The 17,217-nt window shown below is 72.1% G+C and carries 11 protein-coding genes; all 11 read left to right on the top strand.

Features of this window, described 5'->3' with window-relative positions; all coding sequences use genetic code 11:
• The first annotated feature begins 46 nt into the window (after positions 1-46).
• Entirely contained in the window at positions 47-1,978 is a 1,932-nt protein-coding gene (locus tag K7G60_RS06640) for a TIGR03960 family B12-binding radical SAM protein (RefSeq protein ID WP_225799851.1), read from the top strand.
• Between the two features lie 61 nt (positions 1,979-2,039).
• The gene (locus tag K7G60_RS06635) at positions 2,040-2,702 is read left to right on the top strand and encodes a hypothetical protein (protein ID WP_225799850.1); all 663 of its coding nucleotides are present in this window, start codon (positions 2,040-2,042) and stop codon (positions 2,700-2,702) included.
• Positions 2,703-2,935: 233 nt separating this feature from the next.
• Complete coding sequence (locus K7G60_RS06630) at positions 2,936-3,727, top strand: TIGR03936 family radical SAM-associated protein (protein ID WP_225799849.1); 792 nt, start codon at positions 2,936-2,938, stop codon at positions 3,725-3,727.
• A 233-nt stretch (positions 3,728-3,960) separates the two neighbouring features.
• Entirely contained in the window at positions 3,961-7,626 is a 3,666-nt protein-coding gene (locus K7G60_RS06625; protein WP_225799848.1) for an Rne/Rng family ribonuclease, read from the top strand.
• Positions 7,627-7,874: 248 nt separating this feature from the next.
• Complete coding sequence (gene rplU, locus K7G60_RS06620) at positions 7,875-8,195, top strand: 50S ribosomal protein L21 (RefSeq protein ID WP_030211179.1); 321 nt, start codon at positions 7,875-7,877, stop codon at positions 8,193-8,195.
• 14 nt (positions 8,196-8,209) lie between these two features.
• Positions 8,210-8,464: a 50S ribosomal protein L27 gene (gene rpmA / locus K7G60_RS06615; RefSeq protein ID WP_010041940.1), complete on the top strand. Its 255-nt coding sequence runs from the start codon at positions 8,210-8,212 to the stop codon at positions 8,462-8,464.
• Between the two features lie 109 nt (positions 8,465-8,573).
• A complete protein-coding gene (gene obgE / locus K7G60_RS06610; protein ID WP_225799847.1) occupies positions 8,574-10,013 on the top strand; it encodes a GTPase ObgE in 1,440 nt (479 codons plus the stop codon).
• Between the two features lie 196 nt (positions 10,014-10,209).
• Positions 10,210-11,847 carry a glycosyltransferase gene (locus K7G60_RS06605; protein WP_225799846.1) on the top strand — a complete coding sequence of 546 codons (1,638 nt, stop codon included), beginning with the start codon at positions 10,210-10,212 and terminating at the stop codon, positions 11,845-11,847.
• A 210-nt stretch (positions 11,848-12,057) separates the two neighbouring features.
• Positions 12,058-14,844 carry a CDP-glycerol glycerophosphotransferase family protein gene (locus K7G60_RS06600; RefSeq protein ID WP_225799845.1) on the top strand — a complete coding sequence of 929 codons (2,787 nt, stop codon included), beginning with the start codon at positions 12,058-12,060 and terminating at the stop codon, positions 14,842-14,844.
• Positions 14,837-15,991 (top strand): glycosyltransferase, encoded by a 1,155-nt coding sequence (locus tag K7G60_RS06595; protein ID WP_225799844.1) that lies wholly within the window; start codon positions 14,837-14,839, stop codon positions 15,989-15,991. Before K7G60_RS06600 ends, K7G60_RS06595 begins: the two co-directional genes overlap by 8 nt.
• Positions 15,992-16,161: 170 nt before the next feature.
• On the top strand, positions 16,162-17,154 hold the full coding sequence (gene galE / locus K7G60_RS06590) for a UDP-glucose 4-epimerase GalE (protein ID WP_225799843.1): 993 nt from the start codon (positions 16,162-16,164) through the stop codon (positions 17,152-17,154).
• Positions 17,155-17,217: the final 63 nt, after the last annotated feature.

Below are 17,217 nucleotides of genomic sequence, written 5' to 3'. Positions count from 1 at the left end.
GGGTACGCTTGAGAGTCGCCCCCCTGCCAGCTCACGAAGGTTCGAGATGTCTGCTGCCGAGTCTGTCTTCCCGCAGCTCGAAGCTCTGCTCCCGCACGTGCAGAAGCCGATTCAGTACGTCGGTGGAGAGCTGAACTCCACGGTCAAGCCGTGGGAGTCCGCCGACGTCCGCTGGGCGCTGATGTACCCGGACGCGTACGAGGTCGGCCTGCCCAACCAGGGCGTCATGATCCTCTACGAGGTGCTGAACGAGCGCGAGGGCGTCCTCGCCGAGCGCACCTACAGCGTGTGGCCGGACCTCGAAGAGCTGATGCGCGAGCACAAGGTGCCGCAGTTCACCGTGGACAGCCACCGCCCCGTCGGCGCGTTCGACGTCTTCGGCCTGAGCTTCTCCACGGAGCTCGGCTACACGAACATGCTCACCGCCCTCGACCTGGCGGGCATCCCGCTGGAGTCGAAGGACCGGACGGTCGACCACCCCATCGTGCTCGCCGGCGGCCACGCGGCCTTCAACCCCGAGCCGATCGCGGACTTCATCGACGCGGCGATCATCGGCGACGGCGAGCAGGCCGTCCTCGACATGACCGAGATCATCCGGCAGTGGAAGGCCGAGGGCCGCCCCGGCGGCCGCGAGGAGGTCCTCCTCCGCCTCGCGAAGACCGGCTCGGTGTACATCCCGGCGTTCTACGACGTGGAGTACCTGCCCGACGGCCGCATCGGCCGTGTCGTGCCGAACAGGTCCGGCGTGCCGTGGCGCGTCTCCAAGCACACCGTCATGGACCTCGACGAGTGGCCGTACCCCAAGCAGCCCCTCGTCCCGCTCGCGGAGACCGTCCACGAGCGCATGTCCGTCGAGATCTTCCGCGGCTGCACCCGCGGCTGCCGCTTCTGCCAGGCCGGCATGATCACGCGCCCCGTGCGGGAGCGAAGCATCACCGGCATCGGCGAGATGGTGGAGAAGGGCCTCAAGGCGACGGGCTTCGAGGAGGTCGGCCTCCTCTCCCTCTCCTCCGCGGACCACAGTGAGATCGCCGACATCGCGAAGGGCCTGGCGGACCGGTACGAGGAGGACAAGGTCGGTCTGTCCCTCCCCTCGACCCGCGTCGACGCGTTCAACGTCGACCTGGCGAACGAGCTCACGAGGAACGGCCGCCGCTCCGGCCTCACCTTCGCCCCCGAGGGCGGCTCCGAGCGCATGCGCAAGGTCATCAACAAGATGGTCTCGGAAGAGGACCTCATCCGTACCGTCTCGACGGCCTACGGCAACGGCTGGCGCCAGGTGAAGCTGTACTTCATGTGCGGCCTGCCGACGGAGACCGACGAGGACGTCCTGCAGATCGCCGACATGGCGATGAACGTGATCGCCGAGGGCCGCAAGGTCTCCGGCCAGAACGACATCCGCTGCACCGTCTCCATCGGCGGTTTCGTCCCCAAGCCGCACACCCCCTTCCAGTGGGCCCCGCAGCTGTCGGCCGAGGAGACGGACGAGCGCCTGCGCAAGCTCCGCGACAAGATCCGCGGCGACAAGAAGTACGGCCGCTCGATCGGCTTCCGCTACCACGACGGCAAGCCCGGCATCGTCGAGGGCCTCCTCTCCCGCGGCGACCGCCGCCTCGGCGCGGTCATCCGCGCGGTGTACGAGGACGGCGGCCGCTTCGACGGCTGGCGCGAGCACTTCTCGTACGACCGCTGGATGGCCTGCGCCGAGAAGACGCTCCCCGACTTCGGCGTGGACGTCGCCTGGTACACCACCCGCGAGCGCACCTACGAGGAGGTCCTGCCCTGGGACCACCTGGACTCGGGCCTCGACAAGGACTGGCTCTGGGAGGACTGGCAGGACGCCCTCGACGAGACCGAGGTCGAGGACTGCCGCTGGACCCCGTGCTTCGACTGCGGCGTCTGCCCGCAGATGGACACGCACATCCAGATCGGCCCGACCGGCAAGAAGCTGCTGCCGCTGACGGTCGTCAATCAGTAACGCTTGGGTGACGGCCCGGCGAAGGGGAAACCCTTCGCCGGGCCGTCGCGTCATTCCCGGCATGAGCACGCAGAACACCAGGTCGCAGCCCCCGAACGAGCCCGCGGGCTGTCTCACGGGGGTGGCGCGCGCCATCGCCCTGGTGATCGTCCTGCCCGTCCGGCTGGTCTGGGACGCCCTGGCCTACTGCCTGAAGCAGTTGTGGCGCTGGGTGCTCGCCCCGCTCGGGCGGGCCCTCGGCTGGCTGATCCACCACCTCGTCGTCATCCCGCTGCGGTTCCTGTGGGAGTGGGTCCTCGCCCCGGTCGGCCGGGCCCTGTGGTGGGTGATCGACCTGCTGGTCGTCACGCCCCTCACGTGGCTCGCGCGCTGGGTCCTCCTCCCCGTCGCCAAAGCCGTTTGGTGGGTCGTCGACCTGCTGTTCGTCACCCCGCTGACCTGGCTCTGGCGGTATGTGCTCGCCCCCGTCAGCCGGGCGGTCGGCGCCGCGATCGCCTGGGCCTGGCGGATCGGGGGCCTGATCTCCCGGGCCCTCGGACGCGCCGTCGGCTGGGTGCTGTGGAACGTGATCGGACGCCCCCTCGCCTGGACGTACCGGGTGATCCTCACGCCCGTCGGCCACTGGCTGCGGACCTGGGTGTGGGCGCCCCTCGCCTCCGTGGGGCGCGCCGTCCGCGCCGCCGCCCGCGAGGTGCGCCTCGCCCTCTTCGGCGGGCCCCGCTGACCGCCTCCGGAGAACCGGAGGCGGCGGGGGCGCGTACTCTGGGCAGTACGACGAACGTCCCCGGCGCGGCGCCCGCCCCGAGATCTCCCCGCAGGACGCGGGGGTGATCCGGGCGGGCCGCCCAGGGGACGTCCCCCGAGCTTCCGGGCGGAGCGCCACCCGCGTCCGCCCCGCACCGAGGAGAAGAACCACTGGGCAAGCGACAGCCCGAAGGCCCGCCGCCCGCACCGGCGGTGCAGCGCATCCGACTGCGCTACACCAAGCGCGGCCGCCTCCGGTTCACCAGCCACCGTGACTTCCAGCGCGCTTTCGAGCGTGCGCTGCGCCGTGCCGAGGTGCCCATGGCGTACTCGGCGGGCTTCACCCCGCACCCCAAGGTGTCGTACGCCAACGCCGCCCCGACGGGCACGGGCTCCGAAGCCGAGTACCTGGAGATCGCGCTCACCGAGGCGCGCGACCCGGAGACCCTGCGGGTCCTGCTCGACGAGTCCCTCCCGGCCGGCCTCGACATCACCGACGCCGTCGAGGCCCGGACCTCGGGTCTCGCCGACCGGCTCACCGCCTCCGTGTGGGAGCTGCGCCTGGAGGGCGTCGCCGTCGAGGACGTCGAGAAGGCCGTCGAGGCGTTTCTCGCAGCCGAGACGGTGGAAGTACAGCGCAAGACCAAGAACGGAGTCCGCACCTTCGACGCCCGTTCCGCGGTCACCGAGCTGACGGCAGCCCGTCACCAGGGCGATCCCCAGGGTGATAGGCCGCTGGACAGCGCCTGTGCGATACTGCGCCTGGTTGTTCGGCACGTGACACCTGCCGTACGACCCGACGACGTCCTGTCCGGTCTCCGAGCTGTGGCCGACCTGGCGCCGCCGGTCCCCGCTGCGGTGACCAGGCTGGCGCAGGGGCTCTTCGACGAGGAGTCCGGCACGGTGACCGACCCGCTCGCGCCCGACCGCGAGGCAGTCACGGCCGCTTCACCCACGGCCGCCGCGACCGCCCCGGCGACGGCGCCGGGTGCCGGTACCGCGTAGGGAGCGGTCGTCGTAGCGCCGCCCTGGTACTCGGGAGCCACCTGGGTCGGGCAGCGCACTGACCAGGAGACTTTCGCCAGGCCGTCCGCACAGGGCGTACGGAACCGGCGAGCCAGACACAGAGCTCCCGTGCGGCGCCCGCGCCCCGGACGGCGGCACCGCGCCACAGGCGCGATCGTGCCGCCGGACCGGAACCAGGCGCGGCGCCCGGGAGCGTGACGGGAGAACCCCGCATGCTCGAGTCCAACGAAGACACCAACGCCCCCGGTGACAAGCTGCCGCCGCGCCGCAGGCGCCGCGCCGCTTCCCGCCCCGCCGGTCCGCCGGTGACGGGCGCGACCGCCGAGACCCCGGCCGCGGCCGAGGCCCCGGCCGTCGAGACCCCCGCCGTGGAGGCCGCCCCGGCCGAGACCGAGGCCGCCCCCGCGCCGCGCACCCGCCGCCGGGCCACCCGCAAGGCCACCGCGCCCGCCGTGGAGACCGCGGCCGAGCCGGTCGTCGAGACCGCCGCCGCTCCGGCCGCCGAGGTCGTGGAGGAGGCCCCCGAGGCCGCTCCCGCCCGCCCGCGCCGCCGTGCCACCCGTAAGGCCACCTCGCCGGTGACCTCCCCGGCCGCCGCCGAGGAGACCGCGGCGCCCGCCGCCGAGCCGGTCGCCGAGGCCGCCGCTCCGGCCGCCGAGGTCGTGGAGGAGGCCGCGCCGCCGGCCCGTACCCGCCGCCGCGCCACCCGCAAGGCCACCTCGCCCGAGACGGCCGCCGAGCCGGCCGTCACCGGCGAGTCGCTGCCCCAGTCCACCGTCGAGCAGATCACCACCGACGAGGCCGGGGTCGAGGTCGCCGCCGCCGAGACCGCCGCCACCCGTGGACGCGGCCGCCGCCGCGCCACCTCGCCGCAGTTCACCTCCGAGCCGGCCCCGGCCCGCGAGACGCGCCGCGCCGCGCGCCCCGCCGTTCCCGTCTTCCAGGCCCCGGTCTTCGCCGAGCCGATGTTCCAGACTCCGGAGACCGCCGCCGCGGCCGCCGCCGCCTACGCGGAGGAGCCGGAGGAGGACGAGGCCGTCGAGACGGCCGAGGTCGTGGAGGCCGTCGAGCCCGCCGAGACCGAGGAGACCGCCGAGCGCGCCGAGACCGGCTCTCGCCGTCGCCGGCGTCGCCGTGGCGAGCCCGTCGCCGTCGAGCCCGTCCCGGCCACCGTCGCCGACGAGCCCGAGGTCGAGACCGCCGCCGACGAGGCCGAGGAAGTCGAGGAGGCCGAGGAGGCGGACGAGTACGAGGACCGTCCGTCCCGCCGTCGCCGCCGTGGCGGCCGCCGCCGCCGTCGCGGCGAGCTCACCGAGGTCGAGGAGACCGAGGAGGGCGAGGAGCCGCACGCCGAGGACGAGGTCGAGGAGACCGGGGAGGGCGAGGAGGAGCCGGAGGAGGCCGAGGCCTACGCCGGCGGCTCCAGCAGCTCCCGTCGTCGCCGCCGTCGCCGCCGTCGCAGCGGGGACGTCGCCGCCGACGTCGAGGCGGGCGACGAGGACGGCGTCCGCACGGTCGTCAAGGTCCGCGAGCCCCGCCCGGCCCGTGAGAAGGCCGAGCCGTCCGACGAGGTCCAGTCCATCAAGGGCTCGACCCGCCTGGAGGCCAAGAAGCAGCGCCGCCGCGAAGGCCGCGAGCAGGGCCGCCGCCGCGTCCCGATCATCACCGAGGCCGAGTTCCTGGCCCGCCGCGAGGCCGTCGAGCGCGTCATGGTCGTCCGCCAGAACGGCGAGCGCACCCAGATCGGCGTCCTCGAGGACAACGTGCTCGTCGAGCACTACGTCAACAAGGAGCAGGCCACCTCGTACGTCGGCAACGTCTACCTGGGCAAGGTCCAGAACGTGCTGCCGTCCATGGAGGCCGCCTTCGTCGACATCGGCAAGGGCCGCAACGCCGTCCTGTACGCCGGCGAGGTCAACTTCGAGGCGCTCGGCATGGCCAACGGGCCGCGCCGCATCGAGTCCGCCCTCAAGTCCGGTCAGTCGGTCCTCGTGCAGGTCACGAAGGACCCGATCGGCCACAAGGGCGCGCGTCTGACCAGTCAGGTCTCCCTGCCGGGCCGCTACCTCGTGTACGTCCCCGAGGGCTCGATGACCGGCATCAGCCGCAAGCTCCCGGACACCGAGCGCGCCCGCCTGAAGACCATCCTCAAGAAGATCGTCCCCGAGGACGCGGGCGTCATCGTGCGCACCGCCGCCGAGGGCGCGAGCGAGGACGAGCTGCGCCGCGACGTCGAGCGCCTGCAGGCGCAGTGGGCCGACATCCAGAAGAAGGCCGCCCAGATCTCGACGTCCGCGCCGAGCCTGCTCTACGGCGAGCCGGACATGACCGTCCGGGTCGTCCGCGACATCTTCAACGAGGACTTCTCCAAGGTCATCGTCAGCGGTGACGACGCGTGGGAGACCATCCACGGGTACGTCTCGCACGTCGCGCCCGACCTGGCCGACCGCCTGTCCAAGTGGACCAGCGAGGTCGACGTCTTCGCGACGTACCGGATCGACGAGCAGCTGATGAAAGCGCTGGACCGCAAGGTCTGGCTGCCCTCCGGCGGCTCGCTGGTGATCGACAAGACCGAGGCGATGATCGTCGTCGACGTCAACACCGGCAAGTTCACCGGCCAGGGCGGCAACCTCGAGGAGACCGTCACCAGGAACAACCTGGAGGCGGCCGAGGAGATCGTGCGCCAGCTGCGCCTGCGCGACCTCGGCGGCATCGTCGTCATCGACTTCATCGACATGGTCCTGGAGTCCAACCGCGACCTGGTGCTGCGCCGCCTCCTGGAGTGCCTGGGCCGGGACCGGACCAAGCACCAGGTGGCCGAGGTCACCTCGCTCGGCCTGGTCCAGATGACCCGCAAGCGGGTCGGCCAGGGCCTCCTGGAGTCCTTCTCCGAGACCTGCGTCCACTGCAACGGCCGCGGTGTCATCGTGCACATGGAGCAGCCGGCCACCGCCGGTGGCGGTGGCGCCGGCAAGCGCTCGAAGAAGCGCGGCCGCGGCGGTGCCGAGCACGTCCACGAGCACGAGCACGCCGAGGCCGTGGAGCCGGAGGCCGAGATCGAGACCGAGGCCGAGGTCGCCGCCGAGCTGGCCGCCCCGGTGGCCGTGCCGGTGCCGATCGCCCCGGACGAGGAGCTGTACGGCTCCGCCGCCGAGGCGGAGGCCGCCGCCACGCGCGGTCGCGGCCGCCGTCGCGTCACCCGACGGGTGTCCGCTCCGGTCGTCTCGACGCCGGTCGCCCCCACGCCGATCGCTCCGGCGCCGGTCGTGGAGACCGAGGCCGTCGTGTCCGAGCCGGCGCCCGCCGCCGAGCCGGTCGCCGAGCCCGAGCCCGTCGTGGAGCCCGAGCCGGTGGTCGAGGAGACCGCCGCCCCGGCCCCGCGCGGCCGTCGCCGTGCCACCCGCCGGGCGACGTCCCCGGTCGTCTCGACCGCGGACGCGGCCGCGGAGGTCGTCGCCGAGCCGGTCGTCGAGCCCGCTCCGGAGCCGGAGCCCGTCGTGGCGCCGGAGCCGGTGGCCGAGGCCGTCGTCGAGCCCGTCGCCGAGGAGGCCCCGGTGGCCGCCCCGCCGCGTGCCCGGCGCCGGGTGGTCCGCAAGGCCACCGCTCCCGCCGGTTCGCCCGCGGGCGCCGAGGAGGCGGCCGTCGTCGTGGTGCCCACGGCCCCGGCCGAGGCCGCCGAGGCGCCGGCCGAGCCCGAGGCGGAGGCCGCGCCGGCCAAGAAGACGGCCGCGCGCAAGACCGCGAAGAAGGCCACGGCCAAGAAGGCCGCCGCCAAGAAGACGGCGGCGACCAAGAAGACCGCGGCGAAGAAGACCACCGCCAAGAAGACCACGGCCAAGAAGGCGGCGGAGAAGACCGCCGCCCCGGCCCAGGACTGACCGGCCGGTGCGGGCCGCCCCTCCCGGGACGGGGGAGGCGGCCCGCACCGCACGGGCGAATTTGACCCTCCGAGGCGGCCGCCCGTAACCTAGACCGTCGGCGTGTCTGACGACGCGCCGCGCCTCTGAGCACCTCCCTCCCGCTCGTCGGGAGAGGCCGCTCGTCCGATTCCGGAACGTCGCGGGCCCCCGGGCCCGTGTGGGTGGCTGGCGTCAGAGGTTTCATCCCGAGTGAGAGAGAGATCCGCGTGTACGCCATCGTGCGCAGCGGTGGTCGCCAGCACAAGGTTGCTGTCGGCGACATCGTTGAGGTTGACAAGATTTCCACTGCCAAGGTTGGCGACACGGTCGAGCTCTCGACCCTGCTCGTTGTCGACGGCGACGCCGTGACCAGCGACCCGTGGGTTCTGGCCGGCATCAAGGTCGAGGCCGAGGTCGTGGATCACCACAAGGGCGCCAAGATCGACATCCTGCGCTACAAGAACAAGACCGGCTACCGCCGTCGCCAGGGTCACCGTCAGCAGTACACGGCGATCAAGGTCACCGCGATCCCGACGGCCGCGAAGTAAAGAGGGACTGAGCAATGGCACACAAGAAGGGCGCATCGTCCACCCGGAACGGTCGCGATTCCAACGCCCAGCGGCTCGGCGTGAAGCGCTTCGGCGGTCAGGTCGTCAACGCGGGTGAGATCCTGGTCCGCCAGCGCGGCACCCACTTCCACCCGGGCGCGGGCGTCGGCCGTGGCGGCGACGACACGCTGTTCGCCCTGCAGGCCGGTTCGGTGCAGTTCGGCACCCACCGTGGCCGCAAGGTCGTGAACATCGTTCCGGTCGCCTGATCGGAACTCTTTGCGGAGGCGGACCTCACTTCCCGGAAGGGAAGAGGGTCCGCCTTTCGCGTGTTACTAGATAGACATTCCACCCGTAATTCTCTGGAGGCACAGAACCATGACCACCTTCGTGGACCGCGTCGAGCTGCACGTCGCCGCGGGTAACGGAGGCCACGGCTGCGCCTCCGTGCACCGGGAGAAGTTCAAGCCGCTCGGCGGCCCCGACGGCGGCAACGGCGGCCGTGGCGGCGATGTGATCCTGGTCGTCGACCAGTCGGTCACCACTCTCCTCGAGTACCACCACTCCCCGCACCGCAAGGCCACCAACGGCCAGCCCGGCGCCGGTGACAACCGCTCCGGCAAGGACGGCCAGGACCTGGTCCTGACCGTGCCCGACGGCACCGTCGTCCTCGACAAGAAGGGCAACGTCCTCGCCGACCTGGTCGGCCAGGGCACCACCTTCATCGCCAGCCAGGGCGGCCGCGGCGGCCTCGGCAACGCCGCGCTGGCCTCGGCCCGCCGCAAGGCCCCCGGCTTCGCGCTCCTCGGCGAGCCCGGCGAGGCGCGGGACATCGTCCTGGAGCTCAAGACCGTCGCCGACGTGGCCCTCGTGGGCTACCCGAGCGCCGGCAAGTCCTCGCTCATCTCCGTCCTGTCGGCCGCCAAGCCGAAGATCGCGGACTACCCGTTCACCACGCTCGTCCCGAACCTCGGCGTGGTCACGGCCGGCTCGACCGTCTACACGATCGCCGACGTGCCGGGTCTGATCCCGGGCGCCAGCCAGGGCCGCGGCCTCGGCCTGGAGTTCCTCCGCCACGTGGAGCGCTGCTCGGTCCTCGTCCACGTCCTCGACACGGCGACGCTGGAGTCCGAGCGCGACCCGGTCACCGACCTCGACGTCATCGAGGAGGAGCTCAAGCAGTACGGCGGTCTGGAGGACCGGCCCCGGATCGTCGTCCTCAACAAGATCGACATTCCGGACGGCCAGGACCTCGCGGACATGATCCGCCCGGACCTGGAGGAGCGCGGCTACCGGGTCTTCGAGGTCTCCGCCGTGGCCCGTACGGGTCTGAAGGAGCTCTCCTTCGCCCTCGCCGGCATCGTCGCCGAGGCGCGCGCGGCCAAGCCGAAGGAGGAGGCGACCCGGATCGTCATCCGCCCGAAGGCCGTCGACGACGCGGGCTTCACCGTCACGTACGACGAGCACGAAGAGGTCTACCGGGTGCGCGGCGAGAAGCCGGAGCGCTGGGTCCGCCAGACCGACTTCAACAACGACGAGGCCGTGGGCTACCTGGCCGACCGCCTCAACCGCCTCGGCGTCGAGGACGAGCTGATGAAGGCCGGTGCCCGAGCGGGCGACGGCGTCGCGATCGGCTCCGAGGACAACGCGGTCGTCTTCGACTGGGAGCCCACCATGATGGCGGGTGCCGAGATGCTCGGCCGTCGCGGTGAGGACCACCGTCTGGAGGCCCCGCGTCCGGCCGCGCAGCGCCGCCGCGACAAGCAGGCGGAGCGCGACGACGCGCAGCGCGAGTACGACGAGTTCGACCCGTTCTAAGCGAGTTCGACCAAGCGGGTCCGCCCCGTCCCGGCGGGCGGGTCGGCGCTGGATCTCCCGGGCCGGCTCCGCCCCTCCCGCGGGCACGGGCCGGCCGTCCGTCGGCGGTCACCGGCCGGGCACCCCTGGGTGCCCGGCCGGTTCCGTTCGGATGCGGGCCCCCGGGGGCCGTCCGGGGGCCGCGTAGGATTCTCGGGTGAGTGAGACCCCCCGGCCGCAGGCCGCCGCGCGCGTCAGTGTCGTCGTCATCGCGTACAACGACGCGGCACACGTCGGCGACGCCGTCCGTTCCGCGCTCGCGCAGGGCGAGGCGGTCGGCGAGGTCGTCGTCGTCGACGACGCGTCAGGGGACGACACGGCCGAGGTCCTCGCGGGCTTCGCCGACGACCCGCGGGTGCGCCCGCTGGTACGGCGGGAGAACAGCGGCGGCTGCGGCACCCCCCGCAACGACGGCATCGACGCCGCGGTCCACCCCTACGTCCTGTTCCTCGACAGCGACGACCTGCTGCTGCCCGGCGCCGTCGACGGGCTGCTCGCCGTCGCCTCCGAGCAGCACGCCGACGTCGTCGCGGGGATCTGCGTGCGGCGCGAGCTCCCCGAGGGCCGCGAGACCGTCTGGGCCCCCTCGCTGTACGACGTCTCCCAGGGCGCCACGCTTCCCGGCACCGTCCTCGACGGCATCGAGGACCACCCGGAGTTCGTCCTCGACACCCTCTCCGTCAACAAGCTCTACCGCCGGGACTTCCTCGACCGGCACGCCATCCGTTTCCCCGACGGGGCCTTCCACTACGAGGACTTCGTCTTCAGCGCCCGGGTGCAGGCCGCCGCCCCCCGGCTCGCCGTCACCGACGTGCCCGTGTACGTGTGGCACGTGCGGCGGCAGGCCGCGACCCTGTCGATCTCGCTGCGCCGCGCCTCCCTCGCCAACTGGGAGCACCGGATCGCCGCGCACGCCGCCGTCGTCGAGGTGTTCCGCGCGGCGGGACGGCCCGCGCTGGCCCGGGCCGCGCAGACGAAGTTCCTCGACTACGACCTCCCCATGTACCTGCGCGAGCTGCCGCAGCGGACCGTCGCCTACCGGGCCGAGTGGTGGACGGCCACCCGCGCCCACCTGGCCGGCTTCGAGGACGCCGCGGTCGCCGCCGCCCAGGCTCCTAACCGTTGGCTGTACGCCGGGCTCGCCGCCCTCCCCGCCGTGCCCGAGGGGTCGGAGTCGGCCCGGTTCGTCGAGCTGGCCGCGCCCCTGCCCCGGCTCGTGCCGCCCTACCCGCGCGCGGAGGACGGCGCTCCGGTCCTGTCCGCCGCGCCCGCCGACGTCCCCCTGGAGGGTCTCGCGGAACTCGCGCCCGCGCGGTTGCCCGTGGCCGTGGACGGTTCCGTGACCGTCGGGGCGTCGACCCGGCTGACCCTGACCGTCCACGAGCTCTACGGGCGGGTCGCCGAGCTGGGGCCCACCGCCGTCCGCGTGGTGTTCACCGAGCGGTCCTCGGCGGCGGAGCTGTCGCTCGACGCGCCGCTGCTCCCCGCGGAGGAGGGCTGGACGGCCACCGTCTCGCTGCCGACCGCGAAGCTGCTCCGCGCGGGCCGGCTCGCCGCCTGGTCGCTCCGTGCCGAACTGCGGTACGCGGACGGCTCGACCGGGGAGGCCGAGGTCAGGGCCCCGCAGGGGTTCGTGGGCCGGCGCGGAATGGTCCTCGGGCGACTGGGCCGGGTGCTGCTCGTCCAGGTCGTGGCCTCGGCGCGCCGGGGGCTCGTCCTCCGCTTCGCGGGCGGCGCGGTCGGCGCGCGGCAGGTGGTCTCCGGCCGCTTCAAGAGGCTGTTTGCGATGCGGTGAACATCACCGGAGGCCCGGGTGGGGAGGTATGAAACAATTCCTCCTGCCGGGTAGTCTTTCCGGTCGCCGGGTGGCGCTCGTCGAACATGTGAGGGGCGACACCCTCCACCACCGAAGGCGGTAACGCGCCATCGACCATGGCGCAGGCAGCGCCGCGCCTGGCCGGAACGCGTGCCAGATCTCGCCGGCCGCATTTGTGAGAGGACTTGGATGCCGACTAGCGACGTCCCTGATGTGAGCGTCGTCATCATCGTTTACAACGATGAGGAACGGCTCCCGCGAGCGGTCCGGTCCGTGCTCGACCAGACCCTGAACAACCTCGAAGTGATCATCGCCGACGACTGTTCGACCGATGGCACCGAGCGTGTCGCGCGTTCTCTGGAAGCCGCCGACCCGCGCGTGCGCTACGTGCGGCTCGAGCAGAACAGCGGTGGCTGCAGCGCGCCCCGCAACCGCGGCATCGCGGTCGCCCGCGCCCCGCACATCATGTTCCTGGACAGCGACGACGAGCTGCCCCGCCACGCCTGCAAGAGCCTGCTCCTCGTCGCCGAGGAGACCGGGGTCGACTTCGTCACCGGTGAGGTGACCCGCCTCTTCGAGGAGTCGAACACCACCGGCCTCTGGTACCCGCACCTCTTCACCGAGAAGCGGGTCGTCGACGGCATCGCCGAGGCGCCGGAGTACTTCTTCGACCACCTGTCGACGAACAAGCTCTACCGGACCGCCTTCATCCGGGACAACGCCCTCACCTTCCCGGAGGGCATCCACTACGAGGACCAGCTGTTCTCCGCGCAGGCCTTCACGCTCGCGGAGTCCTTCGCCGTCGTCCCGTGGTCGGTCTACACCTGGCGCCTCGCGCCGGAGAGCGTCTCCATCTCCTCCAGCCGGCACAAGATCCAGAACGTCGCGGACCGCATCGGCGTGGCCCGGCTCATCGACACCTGGTTCGAGGAGAACGGCCGCGGGGAGCTGCGTGCGGAGAAGGACTACAAGTTCCTCCGCCACGACTTCCGCCTGTACCTGGGTGACCTGCCGTTCCGTGACCTCGAATGGATCGCCGAGTTCGCCGACGTGGTGAACCCGTACCTGGGCGAGATCTCCGACGAGACCTACGCCCGGCTCTCCCGCGAGGAGCGCATCTGCATCCACCTGCTGCGCACCGGCCGCCTGGAGGAACTCCACGTCGCCGCCCGCCAGCTGGGCCGGCCGCAGCTCGCCCCGCGCTTCGTGACGGACGAGGACGACGTCACCTACTGGGGCGCCGTCGCCCCCACCGACGACGTGAGCCGCCGTGAGCTGGACATCAGCGAGTGGTACATGCGCGAGCAGGTGCTCGCCACCGGCCGCATCCGGCACGAGCTGACGTCCGTGTCGATGCGGGGTCCGGTCCTGCACCTGGAGATCCACACGTACGACCCGGCCGGCCTCATCACCGAGGACACCAAGGCCTCGGTCAAGCTCGCCGCGCACAAGACGCCGCTCACGGTGCCGCTGGACCTCCGCCCCCAGGGCGAGGGGCAGTACGTCTCCAAGGCCGCCCTCGACTTCCGCAAGGTGCCCGTCGGCAAGGTCGGCGTGGCGACCCGCCGCCACCCGGTGGTCGCCCTGGAGCGCGACGGCGCCCGCCGCACGGACGTCCTGCTGGCCCAGCACGACCAGCCGGACTTCCGCGCCACCGTCACGTACCACAAGTTCGGCATCCACCACCTCCGCATCAAGGCGGAGCAGAAGGGCGCCGGACGCCTCGAGGTGACCTGGCAGCGATCCGGTGTCCTGAAGTCCCTCGAACCCCTCGGCCCCTACGCCCGCAAGGCCAAGGGCAAGGTCGGCAAGGTCAGGAAGATCCTCGTCGGCAACGAGGGCAAGGCCAGCGCGTACGACACCGTGGCCAAGCTCCCGCGGCGCAAGCGCGGCCTCGCCGTGTTCGAGGCGATGGAGGGCCGCGGCTACGCGGACAGCCCTCGCTACATCTACGAGGAGCTCAAGCGCCGCAACCTCCCGATCGACGTGATCTGGTCGTACTCCGGCGACCGCTCGTCCTTCCCGGAGGACGTCACCCTCGTCAAGCGCGGAAGCTTCGCCTACGGACGTGCGCTGGCCCGAGCCACCTACTGGGTCGACTCGCACAACCTGCCGTACCTGTACCCGAAGCCGAAGGGCACCCGGTACCTCCAGACCTGGCACGGCCAGACCTTCAAGGCGATGGGCTTCGACGTGCCCTCGCTGCGTGGCGCGTCGGAGATCGAGAAGGGGCGTTTCCGCGCCGCCGTCGGTCGCTGGGACGCCCTCGTCTGCCCCAGCGCCGAGTTCGAGCGGACCTTCGTCCCGGCCTTCGAGGTCTCGGCCGACCTGATCCGCTCCGGCTACCCGCGCAACGACGTGCTGGTGCGCTGGGCCGAGCCCCAGCAGCAGGCCAGGGCCGCCGCCGTTCGCGAGGCCCTGGACATCCCGGCCGACAAGAAGGTCCTGCTCTACGCCCCGACGTTCCGTGACGCGGCCCGCCGCACCGGACAGTCGGTGCGGGTGGACCTGGAGGCGCTGGCCCCGCTCCTGTCCGACCAGTGGATCGTCGTCGTGCGGACCCACCCGTACGACCGGTTCAAGATCGCTCCGGAGCTGGGCCACTTCCTGCGCGACGGTTCCTCCTACGCCGACATCAACGACGTGATGCTGGCCTCGGACGCGGTCCTCACGGACTACTCGTCGCTGATGTTCGACTACGCCAACACCGGCCGTCCGATCCTGCTCTACACGGACGACTACGAGGTGTACAAGGGCGGCGACCGCGGCACGTACTACGACCTCGAAGAGATCGCGCCCGGCCCGATGCTGACGACCACCGAGGACCTCGCCGCCGCCGTGCGGGACCTGGAGGGCACCCAGGAGCGCCACGCCGAGCGGTACGCGCGCTTCCAGGAAATGTTCTGCTCGTACGAGACCGGCCACGCCAGCAAGATGGTGGTCGATGCTTTTTTCGAAGGCGGCACCCATGACTGAGGCTTCCCCTGTCCGCAACGTGTTCTTCGTCGGCATCGACGTCGACTCGATGGGCGGATCCCAGCGGGTGCTGCACACCCTCGCCCAGGGCATGGGGGAGCGCGGTCACCGCGTCGAGCTGATCGGCATCCGGCCGAGCCCCGAGCCGTTCCCGTACAACGCCACGCGTACGTACCGGCACTCGACGCTCTACCCGGCCCCCTCCGAGCCCAAGCCGCCCGTGCGCACGGTCGGCGACCGGTTGAGTCTGGCGCGGCGCGCCGAGGCCCGCCGCGCCCGGGCCGACCGCGACAACGCGCGGGCGGAGTTCGAGCGGAAGCTGGCCGAGGTCGAGGACGGCTACATCGTCTTCGGCTCGCCGTGGGCGGTGGACTGGGTCATGCCGCTGAAGTGGCGTCACCTCAAGGGCATCGGGCAGTACCACGAGTCCTTCGCGCAGGCGAAGCGGAGCGCCAACCTGGGCCTGATCCGCCGCCACTACCCGGCGCTGGAGCAGACCCTGGTGCTTTCCGAGGGCGACGCGGTCGAGTTCGTCAACCAGCGCGTGCCGAACGTGCGCGTCATGCCGAATCCGCTGCCGTTCTTCCCGGACGAGCTGGCCCCGCTCGACACCCGCAAGATCGGCGCGGTCGGCCGGCTCGACCCGATCAAGCGGTACGACCGCATGATCGAGGCCTTCGCGCAGGCCCACAAGGGCCGCGAGGGCTGGGAGCTGCACCTCTTCGGCGAGGGTCCCCTGGAGGGCGAGCTCCGGATGCGGGCCGAGGACCTCGGCGTCGCCGACCAGGTCGTCTTCCGCGGCACGGCGCAGGACATGGCCGCCGCCTACCGCGAGCTGTCCGTCGTCGCGATCAGCAGTGAGCGCGAGGGCCGGCCGATGGCGCTGGCCGAGGCCGCCGCCTGTGGCGTGCCGTGCGTGAGCTTCGACGTCTCCGGCGGAGTTCGGGAGCTCGTCGCGGACGGCGTCTCGGGCACCCTGGTGCCGCCGGCCGACGTGCCGGGGCTCGCCGCCGCGCTCGGCGAACTGATGGACGACGACGAGATGCGCCTGCGGTACGGCAGGGCCGGCCGCGAACACGTCGCGCACCTGGCGCTGCCGCACGTCCTCGACCAGTGGGAGGCGGCGTTCGAGGAGATCGAGCGCTAGGACCTGTCCGACCTTTCCCGGCGAGTACCCGTCCGACCGTTTTCGCCGGGCCCGGACCCGCGGAACGCCCGAAGCCCCGTCCGACCCTGTGCCCGGGCGGGGCTTCCGGCGTGTCCGGGGCCACTTCGGGAGCCTCCGGGAGGCCCGGAGGCTGTGGCTACACTGTCGGAATGACCTGGCTCATCACCGGCGGTGCCGGTTACATCGGTTCCCACGTCGTCAAAGCAATGACCGAGGGCGGCGAGCGCGTCGTCGTGGTCGACGACCTCAGCACCGGCAACCCGGCGAGGGTCCCCGAGGGCATCGTCCTGGAGCAGGGCACGGTCCTGGACCGCGAGTTCCTCGACCGGGTGCTGCGTGAGCACCGGATCACGGGCATCGTCCACCTGGCCGGCAAGAAGCAGGTCGGCGAGTCGGTCGAGAAGCCGCTGTTCTACTACCACGAGAACGTGACGGGTCTGCAGACGATCCTCGACGCGGCGGTCTCGGCCGGTGTGAAGAGCTTCCTCTTCTCCTCTTCCGCCTCCGTCTACGGCATGCCGGACGTGGACCTCGTCACCGAGGACACCGAGTGCCTGCCGCTCAGCCCGTACGGCGAGACGAAGCTCGTCGGCGAGTGGATGGCCCGCGCCGTCGGTCAGGCCCACGGCCTGTCCACGGCCTGTCTGCGGTACTTCAACGTGGCGGGCGCGGCGGCCCCGGAACTCGCCGACACCGGCGTCTTCAACCTGGTGCCGATGGTCTTCGAGCGCCTCGACGCCGGCGAGTCCCCGCGCATCTTCGGCGACGACTACCCGACGCCGGACGGCACCTGCATCCGTGACTACATCCACGTCGCCGACATCGCGAGCGCCCACCTCGCCGCGGCCCGCTCCCTCGCCGCGGCGGCCGAGCGAGGCGAGACGGCCACGCTGACCCTGAACATCGGGCGCGGCGAGGGCGTGTCGGTGCGCGAGATGGTGAACCTCATCAACGAGGTCACCGGTCACAGCGTCGAGCCCGTCGTCACCCCGCGCCGCCCGGGCGACCCGGCCCGCGTGGTCGCCTCGGCCGAGCGCATCGAGTCGGAGCTCGGCTGGAAGGCGCAGCACGACGTCCGCTCCATGATCAGTTCGGCCTGGGAGGGCTGGGGCGCCAACCGCGCGGTCCGCGTGACCGTCTGACGTCGGCGTTCCAAGGAGGAGGGGTGTCCCGGCCCGGGGCACCCCTCCTCGCGCGTGCCCGGC

This window comes from Streptomyces sp. NK15101 (genome assembly GCF_020400725.1).
Taxonomy (GTDB): Bacteria; Actinomycetota; Actinomycetes; order Streptomycetales; family Streptomycetaceae; genus Streptomyces.
The sequence above is the reverse complement of the archived record's forward strand: the minus strand, read 5'-3'. Positions and strand labels throughout refer to the sequence as shown.